This is a genomic window from Caballeronia sp. M23-90, assembly GCF_053574605.1.
This window is the reverse complement of record NZ_JBSIPA010000186.1, coordinates 1-11767: the sequence shown is the minus strand read 5'-3', so window position 1 is coordinate 11767 and position 11767 is coordinate 1. Positions and strand designations below refer to the sequence as shown.

General features: G+C 60.1%; 11 protein-coding genes and 1 pseudogene. 1 reads left to right on the top strand and 11 read right to left on the bottom strand.

The features are described 5' to 3' along the window. Nucleotides 1-353 precede the first annotated feature (353 nt). Nucleotides 354-758 (bottom strand): GFA family protein, encoded by a 405-nt coding sequence (locus ACRXB1_RS18715; protein WP_449492837.1) that lies wholly within the window; start codon nucleotides 756-758, stop codon nucleotides 354-356. Nucleotides 759-871: 113 nt separating this feature from the next. On the opposite strand from ACRXB1_RS18715, the gene ACRXB1_RS18710 reads away from it, so the two are divergent. Then, on the top strand, nucleotides 872-2023 hold the full coding sequence (locus ACRXB1_RS18710; protein WP_449492836.1) for an epoxide hydrolase family protein: 1152 nt from the start codon (nucleotides 872-874) through the stop codon (nucleotides 2021-2023). A gap of 17 nt (nucleotides 2024-2040) precedes the next feature. Here the strand turns inward: ACRXB1_RS18710 and ACRXB1_RS18705 are convergent, their stop codons facing one another. The 10 genes and pseudogenes from ACRXB1_RS18705 to ACRXB1_RS18660 all read right to left on the bottom strand — a co-directional run. Next, the gene (locus ACRXB1_RS18705; protein ID WP_075360336.1) at nucleotides 2041-2520 is read right to left on the bottom strand and encodes a ferritin-like domain-containing protein; all 480 of its coding nucleotides are present in this window, start codon (nucleotides 2518-2520) and stop codon (nucleotides 2041-2043) included. A 119-nt stretch (nucleotides 2521-2639) separates the two neighbouring features. Next, the gene (locus ACRXB1_RS18700; protein ID WP_449492835.1) at nucleotides 2640-2819 is read right to left on the bottom strand and encodes a hypothetical protein; all 180 of its coding nucleotides are present in this window, start codon (nucleotides 2817-2819) and stop codon (nucleotides 2640-2642) included. A gap of 16 nt (nucleotides 2820-2835) precedes the next feature. Beyond that, entirely contained in the window at nucleotides 2836-3051 is a 216-nt protein-coding gene (locus ACRXB1_RS18695; protein WP_449492834.1) for a hypothetical protein, read from the bottom strand. A gap of 213 nt (nucleotides 3052-3264) precedes the next feature. After that, nucleotides 3265-4941 (bottom strand): methyl-accepting chemotaxis protein, encoded by a 1677-nt coding sequence (locus ACRXB1_RS18690; protein WP_449492833.1) that lies wholly within the window; start codon nucleotides 4939-4941, stop codon nucleotides 3265-3267. A gap of 342 nt (nucleotides 4942-5283) precedes the next feature. Beyond that, a complete protein-coding gene (locus tag ACRXB1_RS18685) occupies nucleotides 5284-6039 on the bottom strand; it encodes an AAA family ATPase (protein ID WP_062002275.1) in 756 nt (251 codons plus the stop codon). A gap of 57 nt (nucleotides 6040-6096) precedes the next feature. Further along, nucleotides 6097-6450, bottom strand: coding sequence for a DUF1428 domain-containing protein (locus ACRXB1_RS18680; protein WP_449492832.1), 354 nt, complete (start codon nucleotides 6448-6450; stop codon nucleotides 6097-6099). Nucleotides 6451-6552: 102 nt separating this feature from the next. Beyond that, nucleotides 6553-7560 carry a 2-dehydropantoate 2-reductase gene (locus tag ACRXB1_RS18675; protein WP_449492831.1) on the bottom strand — a complete coding sequence of 336 codons (1008 nt, stop codon included), beginning with the start codon at nucleotides 7558-7560 and terminating at the stop codon, nucleotides 6553-6555. Between the two features lie 352 nt (nucleotides 7561-7912). Then, on the bottom strand, nucleotides 7913-9325 hold the full coding sequence (pyk, locus tag ACRXB1_RS18670; RefSeq protein ID WP_449492830.1) for a pyruvate kinase: 1413 nt from the start codon (nucleotides 9323-9325) through the stop codon (nucleotides 7913-7915). Nucleotides 9326-9343: 18 nt separating this feature from the next. Next, nucleotides 9344-10738: a Re/Si-specific NAD(P)(+) transhydrogenase subunit beta gene (pntB, locus tag ACRXB1_RS18665; protein ID WP_062001242.1), complete on the bottom strand. Its 1395-nt coding sequence runs from the start codon at nucleotides 10736-10738 to the stop codon at nucleotides 9344-9346. Between the two features lie 11 nt (nucleotides 10739-10749). After that, nucleotides 10750-11721: pseudogene (locus tag ACRXB1_RS18660) on the bottom strand (Re/Si-specific NAD(P)(+) transhydrogenase subunit alpha); the annotation flags it as partial. Between the last annotated feature and the right edge of the window lie 46 nt (nucleotides 11722-11767).

The window sequence follows — 11767 nt, the reverse complement described above, 5'->3', positions numbered from 1 at the left end:
GAATATCGTGTACCTGAACAAGGGTGCAGTGACGCAGGGCGGGTTCTTCCCGGCCGGTGTCAACGGCACGCTGCACATGAGCAGCGCGTTCGTCTGAGCGTTAAAGAATTTGGGGTGGATGAAGCGGTCGGCTGCGCGCCCGTGCCGGCCTTCAGTTCGGTCACGGTAACGCCGGAAGGCAGCGTTTCAGTTGCGGCGGCGGCATAAGCCGATGAAGCGAGCAGAACCATCGAAAGCAAAAGCGATACTTTTTTCATAAAACGTCCGGATTATTTCGTGGGTGAAATGATGTACACGATTTCTTCGATCAACAGGAAATCGAGCCGCTTACCATAGCACGAGCGTGCCCACGCTCAGAGATGCCGCGATTCGGCGGGCGGCTCGCCCCAGTTGTCGTGACGGCCGTCGGCGACACGCACCGGCGCCTCTATGAGCTCGGTGGGCTCGGCGTTATCGAGTGAAGCCAACTGCACCGACACGTAATGGCCGCCGATCTCCTCGACATATCCACGGGCGAATGAACGCACGCCGCAGTGGCGGCAAAACAGGTGATGACCGACCTTGTGACCGAACTGATAATCGGTCGTGTCCCGCTCGCCGGAAAGCAGGCGAAAGGCGTCAGGTTTGATGATCGCGTTCCAGTTGCGCGTCTTGGTGCAGATCGAACAGTTGCATTTGTTGGTGCCGAGGCTCAGGTCGATGTCGGCTTCGAATCGAACCGCGCCGCAATGGCAACTGCCTGTATAAGTCTTCAGCATCGCATCCTCCCGGGAAATGGCGCACCGAAAGTGTACAGGCGTGCATGCCCGGAACGGCGTTGCCGGAACTGCAGTAGGATCGTTGACAATAAAAACCTCCAACGGTGCCATTCATGAACGTCACGCCCTTCCAGATAGCGATCCCCGATACCGCCCTGCACGACCTTCACGAACGGTTGTCCCGTGTACGCTGGCCGCAGTGTGTCGCGGATCTGGGATGGCGCGAGGGCACGGACGAGGCGTTCCTGAAACGTCTTGTCGATTACTGGCAGAACGGCTTCGACTGGCGCACGCAGGAATCGCGGCTCAACGCGCTGCCGCAATTCACCACCAGGATAGACGATCGAACCATCCACTTCGTGCACGCGCGTGGAAAGGGGCCGGCGCCCCTGCCACTAATCCTGACGCATGGCTGGCCGGGATCGTTTATCGAAATGGAGGCGATCATTCCCTTGCTCGCCGATCCCGCCAGCCACGGCGGCGATCCGCGCGACGCGTTCGACGTCGTGGTGCCGTCGCTGCCCGGATACGGGTTTTCGTCCGCACCGTCAACGCCCGGCACGGGACCGTCCGAAGTCGCGCGTGTGTGGGCGGCGCTCATGGAAGGTCTCGGCTATGGAAGATACGGCGTGCAGGGCGGCGACTGGGGCGCGGCTGTCTCCACATGGCTGGCGTTTCAGAATCCGGAAAACGTCGCGGGGCTTCATTTGAATTACATCCCGGGGTCGTACCGGCCGCCGCTCGACGGCGGCGAAGCTCCGCCCTCGCCGGAAGAGACGCAATTTCTCGATACAGCCAAAGCATGGGCCGACGCCGAAGGCGGTTACGCACATGTTCAGGGCACCAAACCGCAGACGCTTGCGTTCGGCCTGAACGATTCGCCGGCCGGGTTGGCGGCGTGGATCGCCGAAAAGTTCTACAGCTGGAGCGACAACGGCGGCGACCTCGAAAAAGCGATTCCGCTCGATGCACTGCTCACCAATATTTCGATCTACTGGTTCACCGGCACGATCGGTTCTTCGTTTCGCATGTATCTGGAAAGCCGGCGGCGGCCCGTGCATTTCACGAGCGGGCAACGCGTGCTGCCACCAACGGGCATTGCAGCCTATCCGCGCGAATTGCCGTTGCCGCCGCGCTCGTGGATCGAGCGTGTCTACAACGTGCAGCGGTGGACCACCATGCCGCGAGGCGGCCATTTCGCCGCAATGGAAACGCCGCATGAGCTTGCCGAAGAACTGCGGACATTTTTCAGGCCGCTGCGTTGAGCGGATCGATGAACGCCCTAAAGCAGATCCTTCGCCGGACCCGGATCGGGCAGCGTGGAAACCGCGCCGGGACGTCGAAGCATCTTGTCGACTTCGCCCGCGTGCAGCTCCTCCACGTGGATCATCTGCCGCGCGTATTCCTCGAGCGCTATGGAGCGGCCTTCGACCTCGCGCAGCAGCGTCCTGTAATGCTCGAGCGCGAGCTTTTCGCTTTCGAGCGATTCGCGCAGGATCGAGCCTATGTCGAAGGTATGGGAATCCAGCAACGGCCCTATTTCAAGCGATGGATACGCGCCGAGCGTCGTGATCCACTCGCCGGCCTGCTGCGCGTGAAGCAATGACTCGTCGGCTTGTTCACGCAGCCACGCAACAATCGGGATGCGGCCGAAGCCGAAAACGAGGAATGAGTAGTGGGTGTAACGGACCACGCCAGCGAGTTCTGACTCGAGAATCTGGTTGAGAATTTCGACGACGCGTTGCTGATTGATTTCCGGCATCTTCGCCTCCAGGTGCGCACACGGGTAACGCTCGGGACAAGCAGCGTTTTTCATGGTGCGCCTCAAGCGGCAAGCAGATCAAGCGCGTTGCTTGGCGCGCCGCAGCATTTGGCGGACGGTCAGAACTTTTCCATTTGCCGATGCGCGCTCACTGCAATGCCCAGCGGCAATGCAATGCCGACAAAAATGCCGAGGAGCGCCCCGAATGCGTGCGCAAGCTCGGCAGGCGTCAACATCGACAAGTGCAAGCCGCACATTGCGAACCACGTCAGCACGGTTTCAAAGGTTTGTATCAGCATGCGCTGCCCCTTGGGTTTATGCAGGTTTGACCGGCTTCTTGCGTTTGTCGGACGCGGGTTGCTTGAACATCGCCTTGCACTCTGGACTCAGCTTATTGAAGTTGGCCTTCATGCATGACGTGATTTTCTGCTCGTTCGGAATCTCCGATGCGCAAAATCGGATGGCGTCGCCCTTGCAGGCCGCCGTCTGCTCGTCGCGGGTTGCAGCAAAAGCGGCGCCGGGTGACGACATCACAAGGATCGAAACTAGAGCGTATTCAAAGCGGAGCATGTTCACGATAAAAAGCAAAAGGTGCTTTTATTACCGCAAACATCACGCCAGATCCGCACAAGAGGGTCGAGTTATTCTTCTAATGATTTTCGACCCTTGCGCTGCAAGGCTTTCGGCGATTATTCTCCGCGCGAGCGTGAATCAATCGTCACGTGTCGCGCCCGATTTAGCGCGTTAGAACGTCGTCCACGCTGCGTCTTTTGCAAGCGAGGGCGCTTGTCTGGTCATCTTTGCCGATACCGCCGGTTTTTTCGGTGCGTGCGTTGGCGCTGGCGCGAATGCATGGACGCTCACCTCAGAAGCATCGATCGTGAAAATCGATACCAGTTCGCGCAACGTATTGGATTGCGCGGCCATCGACTGAGCCGCCGCCGATGCCTCTTCAACGAGCGCAGCGTTTTGCTGCGTGACTTCGTCCATCTGCATGACGGCCTGGTTGACCTGTTCGATACCCGTATGCTGCTCGCCCGATGCCGCGCTGATCTCGCCCATCAGGTCCGTCACGCGCTTGACCGACTGCACGACTTCGGACATGGTGCGACCGGCTTCATCGACGAGTTGCGTGCCTGCATTGACGCGCTGAACCGAGGCGCTGATCAGGTCCTTGATCTCCTTCGCCGCCGACGCGCTGCGTTGCGCCAACGTCCGTACCTCGCCTGCGACCACCGCGAATCCGCGGCCTTGCTCGCCCGCCCGGGCCGCTTCGACCGCGGCGTTCAGCGCGAGAATGTTCGTCTGGAACGCAATGCCTTCTATCACCGTGATGATCTCGGCGACCTGTTTGGAACTGCTGGAGATTTCGCCCATCGTCTGGACGACGCGGTTCACGACTTCACCGCCTCGCACCGCGGTCTCCGATGCATTTGCGGCAAGCGAATTGCCCTGCAGCGCGTTCTCGGCGTTCTGCTTCACGGTTGCGGTGAGCTCCTCCATGCTTGCCGCCGTTTCTTCCAGCGACGCCGCCTGTTCTTCGGTGCGCTGGCTCAGGTCGGTATTGCCCGCTGCGATCTGCGCGGAACCCGTGGCAATGCTGTCGCTGCTGTTTCGCACGCGGCCGACCACGTCCACGAGCCGCTCGTTCATGTGGCGCATCGCGGCAAGCAACTGACTTGTCTCGTCCTTGCCGCTCACATCGATCACCGCAGTCAGGTCACCCCGCGCCACTGTTTCGGCAACTTTCACGGCACGCCCGATCGGCGCCGTGATCGAGCGCGTGATCAGTACGCCGATCGTCACGCCCGCAACCAACGCGATGACAATCAGGACGCCTGTCGTGACCATCGCCGATTGATAGGTCGATGCCGCGCCCGCCACTTCCCTCTCGGCGCCAGCACGATTCAACTCGATGTCCTGTTCTATGAGTTTCAGCGTTCCGGTGAATTCCTTGCCCGCGTCGCCGCTCGAGATGGCGCGCGCTTCGGCTATGCCTGCGTCGCCTTTATCGGCGGCTTCGAAAAGCTTGGCGTCGGCGGCGATGTAACGGCCCCAGCCGCTTTTGATGTCCTCGAAGAGCTGTCTTTCTTCCGGCGAAGAAATCAGTTTTTCATAGCCGGCGAATGCCCCTTGAACCTTTGTCGCAGCGGCGTCGTGCTCGGCCCGGTTGGTTTGCCTTTCGTTCGCGTCCGCGGCGAGCAGATAGCGCAGGCTCGTACGGCGCATGGTGTTTGCGTATGACTGGATGCGTCCGGCGGCCTGAACGCTTGGCAGCCAGTCGTTAGCGAGTTCAAGGGTGCCGTCGTAGATACGGGATGTCTGCCACAACGTCAAACCGCCGACGGCGCACAAGAGGATCAGGATTGCGGCGAAACCTGCGGCAAGCCGGGTTCCGATTTTGAAGTTGCTGAGGGTCATGCTGATGCTCTCCGAGAGGTGTGTCGATGCACACGATTACGGAGAACTGGGGCGAATCTGAAATGACCTTTCAGATTTGGCGTGGAGTTTGTGTTTTGTAAGTTTGTGCGGTGCGGCGGACGATCGTTGATTTGTATACGTAAATTCGTCGAGCGGTTTAGTGGTTCGCACAAAAACTGAACAGCTATTCTAAACTCTTTCTCGAAGACAGCATTTTTAGAGTAAAAAACACTCACATAGATGACTTATTTAAAATTATTTAACTTTATCTGCAATCGCGTCCGAATTAGCGTTTCCTTACAACGAACACAAAAATCGGCATTTGTCTGACTATTACCGAAATCATGTCTCATCATCGAGAAGCGTGCGGATCATGCGCCCAGGATTCGCCATGAAAGCGCGCATGACCTGGACGTGTTCGGTATCGTCGTAATCGACGCGTGCAACGCCGTCGGCCGTGAACTGATAAATCCACGCATCCGGATAAGCCATGAGAATCGGCGAATGCGTCGCAATGACAAATTGCGAGTCGTCGTTCGCCAGATCGTGGATGCGCGCGAGCGCGGCGAGCTGGCGTTGCGGTGAAAGCGCGGACTCCGGCTCGTCAAGCAGATAAAGGCCTTTGCCCCCAAAGCGGTTCATCAACAACGCGAGAAACGCTTCGCCGTGCGAGCGTTCGTGCAACGACTGGCCGCCGTAAGAGCCGATGACCGGCGGTCCAAAGCCGCCTTCGGCATCGAGATTTTCGATCTCTGTCGCGACATTGAAAAAACTTTCGGCACGCAGGAAAAAACCGTCCTTCGGCTTCTTGAATCCCTTGGCGACACGAAGGTATTCATCGAGCGTGGAATGAGAAGAGCGGGTATCGAAGCGGAAATTTTTCGTGCCGCCTTCCGCGTTGAAGCCCATGGACACCGCGATGGCTTCGAGCAGCGTCGACTTCCCCGACCCGTTTTCACCGACAAAAAACGTCACCTTCGGATGCAGTTCGAGCGTGTCGAGCGAGCGGACGGCAGGCAGCGCAAATGGATAGACATCGAAAGATTCGACTTTTTCCCGCTGCAATGTAATACGGCTGATGTACTGGCTGGAGATCATGCGTGCGTTGTAGCGCTGACGAAGCGCCATCTTAACGCGTCGCTGCGGGCCGGTCGTTCACACTTCCACGATCACTTCAAAACCGCCGTAGATCATGCGTTTGCCGTCGAAGGGCAGCGGATTTTTGTCAGGTTGAAGTCGCGGATCCGCCATGACCGCGTTCATGCCTTCGTCGCGAGCCTGGCGTGACGGCCAGACAATCCACGAGAACACAACCGCCTCGTCGTCCTTGCGTTTGACAGCCATGGTGAACGACGTCAGCGTGCCTTCGGGAACGTCGTCGCCCCAGCACTCGACCACCTTCAACGCGCCGTGCTCCCTGAAAACGCCCGCGGCCATGTGCGCGTGCTGCCGGAACGCTTCACGGTTGGCCGTGGGCACGGCCGCGAGAAACCCATCGATGTACGTCATGACGCATCTCCTGTTCAGTCGTTCGAAAAAGGAGCACGCACAACGACGTTGTGCGCCTCCTTGCTCAACGACGAACGACGCGGCCGGAAATCGACATCGGGTTCAGCTTACGGGCGCAGGTTCGGGCACCGGCGCCGGGACATGCTGCGCAATCTGTTCGCGCAGCTTGATCAACGCAAGCACCGTGTCGATAGTCGGCGTTGCCTGCCCGACCAGCCGCCCCATTTCCTGCACGACGGTCAGCAACGGATCGATTTCCATTGGACGATGCGCTTCGAGGTCCTGAAGCATCGATGTTTTGTGCGCTCCGACGGCGCCCGCGCCATCGATACGTTTTTCCACATCCACCCGGAAATGCACCCCGAACCGTTCCGCGATGGATTTCGCTTCGAGCATCATGGTCCTTGATACATCGCGCGTCGCCGTGTTGCTCGTGATCACGTCGAGCGTTGCATGCGTCAGTGCGCTGATCGGATTGAAGCAGAGGTTGCCCCAGAGCTTGAGCCAGATTTCATCGCGGATATTGTCGCGAATGGGGGCATCGAGGTCCGCTGCAACCATGATCTCGTGCAGCTTTTGAACGCGTTCCGTGCGCTCGCCGCTCGGTTCCCCAACGGGAAACTTCTTGCCATACACGTGGCGTATCACGCCCGGTTCCGTGATTTCAGCCGCCGGGTAAACCACGCAGCCAATCGCGCGCTCAGGTCCAAGTTGCTTCCACTGCTTGCCGCCCGGGTCGATGCTGTCAAGCGTCGTGTTGGCGAACTCTCCGCCGTGCTTGTAGAAATACCAGTAAGGGATGCCGTTGACGGCGGTCACGATGGCGGTCTCGGGACCCAGCAATGGCTGCATCGCAGCGACCACGCCCGGCACCGAATGCGCCTTCAACGCGATGATGACGTAGTCCTGCACGCCGAGTTCGCGTGGATCGGATGAACACCGGACCTTGACGGTGCGCTCGCCGCCGTCGATCTGAAGGCGCACGCCCTTCGATTGCATGGCCGCGAGATGCGGGCCGCGCGCAACGAAGCTGACGTCCGCACCGGCTGAAGCGAGTTGCGCGCCCAGGTACGCGCCGATTGCGCCGGCGCCATATACACAGATTTTCATCGGACTCTTCCTGTTTTAAATAACGAATTCTGTCGGGCCAGATGGAACCGTCAATCCGGCTTCAGGCGATGCGAATATCTCGGCGCGTCCTGCGAAGCCGCGGGTTCTGGTTCATGCCGTGCGATCGGCGACGGTCTCCACGTCGCGTGCCGGCGTTCCTGATGAAGTGCCATGTTGCTGAACTCGAATGCCTCAGGCTGAAGCCATGATGGCAACGTTCATCCATTAACGAAAGTGAAAGTTTCTTATGCCTTGGATTAGGTAAACCTTATATATTCCGGATGCCTAATAAATTTTGGATGCGCGTGGTCAGGGCACTGCTTAAAGCGCGTATGTGGAATGCAGCGCTTGGTTAAACCCTTGCAATCCGCAGCAGGTTCGTCGTGCCCGGTTCTCCAAACGGCATGCCTGCCGCGATGGCAATTTGATCGCCGGAGGTAGCGAAGCCTTGTCTTGCAGCAATGCCGCACGCGGCGCTGACCATCTCGTCCACCGATCCAATGTCTGGACTCACCGTGGAATGCACGCCCCACACGAGCGCGAGGCGTCGTGCGGTTGCGAGTTTCGGCGTGATGCTCAGGATGGGCGCGGCCGGACGCTGGCGTGCGGCGCGCAAGCTCGTGTGTCCCGACGTGGTGTACGTCACGACGGCCACGGCGTCGATGGTCTGCGCGACATCGCGCAACGCGGCGCAGATTGCATCGCCGGGCGTATTCAGCGGCAGTTCGTGTTGTGCATCGATCAGGCTCCTGTACAACGGATCGTGCTCCACTTCCTTGATGATGCGGTCCATCATCGCGACCGCTTGCACCGGGAAAGCGCCGCTCGCCGATTCCGCCGAGAGCATGACGGCGTCGGCGCCATCGTAGATTGCAGTCGCAACGTCCGATGCCTCCGCACGTGTCGGCACGGGCGCGGAGATCATCGACTCGAGCATTTGCGTGGCGATGATCACCGGTTTGCCATGGCTGCGGCACGACCGCAGAATACGTTTCTGCACGCCCGGAACGCGCTCGGGGGGCAATTCGACGCCCAGGTCGCCGCGCGCGACCATCACGGAATCGGATGCCTGGACGATTTCATCCAGACGATCGAGCGCCGCCGGTTTCTCCAGCTTGACCATCAGGCCGGCGCGATCGCCGATCAGCTCGCGCGCATCGACCAGATCCTCCGGGCGTTGCACGAAGGAAAGCGCGATCCAGTCAGCGCCGAGCGACAACGCAAACGCGAGATCGATGCGATCCTTTTGCGTCAGCACGGGAATCGGCAGGATGGTGTCGGGCACATTCACGCCCTTTCTGTCCGAGAGAACTCCGCCGTGCTTCACACGGGTTCGGATCCGTTCGCCGGTGTTGTCGAGAACTTCGAGGCGAAGCTTGCCGTCATCGAGCAAAAGCGACTGGCCCGCAGCCACGACTTCGAACAACTCGGGATGCGGCAGATATACCCGGTTGACATCGCCGGGTTCCGGGTCGGTATCGAGCGAAAACTCCGCGCCTTCGGCCAGCATCACCTTGCCCGCTGCAAACGGGCCCACGCGCAGCTTCGGGCCTTGCATGTCGGCGAGTATCGATATTGGCCGGCCCGATGCGCGCTCGACTTCACGCACGAGGTCATAACGGCGTTTGTGATCCTCGTGCGAACCGTGGCTGAAGTTCAGGCGGAACACGTCCGCGCCGGCGTTGAAGAGCTGCGTGATCGTATCGATATCGGACGTCGCGGGACCGAGTGTCGCGACGATCCTGGCTTTGCGTGAGCGGATCATGGGGTTCCCGTCTGTCGATCAGGCGGCGGACAGTTGACGCAGCAATGCGTCGACACTCGTCTTGGCATCGCCGAAAAGCATGCGCGTGTTGTCCTTGTAGAAGAGCGGGTTGTCCACGCCCGCGTAACCGGTCGCCATGCCGCGTTTGGAGACCACGACCGTGCGCGCCTTCCACACTTCGAGCACCGGCATGCCGGCAATCGGGCTGCCCGGATCTTCGAGTGCGCCCGGATTCACAATGTCGTTCGCGCCAATCACGAGCACGACGTCCGTCGTGTGAAAGTCCTCGTTGATCTCGTCCATTTCAAGCACGATGTCATACGGCACTTTCGCTTCGGCGAGCAGCACGTTCATGTGTCCCGGCAAGCGTCCAGCGACCGGATGAATGCCGAAGCGAACCCTCACGCCGAGTGCTTCGAGCTTGCGCGTGATATCGCTGATCGTGGTCTGCGCCTGCGCCACGGCCATGCCGTAACCCGGCACGATGATGACCTCGGATGCATCGCGCAGGATGGCGCAGACTTCGTCGATACTCGTTGCGATCACTTCGCCGCCAACGTCCGCTGTGCTCGTTCCGCTTGCTGCGCCAAAGCCGCCCAGGATCACCGACAAGAAGCTGCGGTTCATCGCGCGGCACATGATGTAGCTCAGGATTGCGCCGCTCGAACCGACCAGCGCGCCGGTCGTGATCAGCAAGTCGTTGCTCAGCATGAAGCCGGTCGCAGCGGCTGCCCATCCGGAATAGCTGTTGAGCATGGACACGACCACGGGCATGTCCGCCCCGCCGATCGCCATCACGAGATGCACGCCGAGCGCTGCCGCAAGCACGATCATGATGAGCAACGCGGTGATGCCGTCGGCGACCACGTTGGCCGTCATGAACCGGTAACCTAGCGCCACGCACGCGACCAGCACCGCGAGATTCAGCATATGCCGCGCGGGCAAGACGAGCGGCTTGCCGCTGATCGTGCCTTGCAGCTTCAGGAACGCGACAATGGAGCCCGTGAACGTGATCGTGCCGATGAACACCCCAAGGTAGATCTCGCAGAGATGAATGGTCAGCTCGGCGCCGGCGATATCGCCCATCGGCATGAGGTAGTTGGTGAAGCCGATCAATACCGCCGCAAGTCCGACAAAGCTGTGCAGCACCGCAACGAGCTGCGGCATTTGCGTCATCTCGACACGCCGCGCGAGCACAGCCCCAATCGCCGCGCCGATCACAGCCGCTGCCAGCACGACCGCAAGCCCTGCGCCTTGCGCGATCAGCAATGTCGCAACGACCGCGATCAGCATGCCCACTACGCCATAGATGTTGCCCCGGCGCGCGGTGCTCGGATGACTCAACCCGCGCAAGCTCAAGATGAAAAGCACGGCGGCGCCCAGATACGCAATGTTGCCAATTCCGTTCAGCATGTTTTTTCTCCTTAATTGCGCTGAAACATCTTCAACATGCGATGGGTCACGAGGAACCCGCCTGCAATGTTGATCGTGGCAACCAGCAACGCGATACCGCCAAGCACCGTCACGAGCGTGTCGGACGTGCCGAGCTGCAACAGCGCGCCGATCACGATGATCCCGCTGATGGCATTGGTCACGCTCATGAGCGGCGTATGTAATGCGGGCGTCACGTTCCAGACCACCTGGTAACCGACGAACACCGCAAGCACGAACACAGTCAGATGCGCGACGAACGCAGGCGGCGCGACCGCACCGAGCGCGAGCAGGGCTACTGCGGCAACGGCCAGGATCACGATCGACATGAAGGCGCTGCGCGGTTCTTCCTTGATATCCGTTGCAACGAGTTTGGCGGCCGCAGGTTTATGCGGCGCGATGGCCGCCGTTTTTGGCGGCGGCGGCGGCCAGCTCACGACGCCGTCATGCACGACCGTTGCGCCGCGCATCACGTCGTCGTCCATGTTGATCTTCGCGATGCCATCCTTCTGCGGCGTGAGATCGGTCAGCAAATGACGGATGTTGGTGCCGTAAAGCTGGCTTGATTGCGTGGCCATGCGGCTTGCGAGATCGGTATAACCGACTATCGATACACCGTGGATCTGCGCCACTTCACCCGGCTGCGTGAGCTCGCAATTGCCGCCTTGCTCGGCCGCCATATCCACGATCACGCTGCCCGCGCGCATCATGCCGACCATCTCGGCGGTGATCAGCTTCGGCGCGGGTTTGCCCGGAATCAGGGCGGTCGTGATGATGATGTCCACTTCCTTCGCCTGTGCCGCGAACAGCGCCATCTCGGCTGCGATGAACTCCGCGCTCATCTGTTTCGCGTAGCCGCCACCGCCGCCGCCGTCTTCCTCGATATCGATCGTGAGGAACACAGCACCCATGCTTTCCACTTGCTGCTCGACCTCGGCACGGGTATCGAATGCACGCACGATCGATATCGAGGAAGACGGCGGCGGCGGTGGCGGCTACGCGAAACAGATA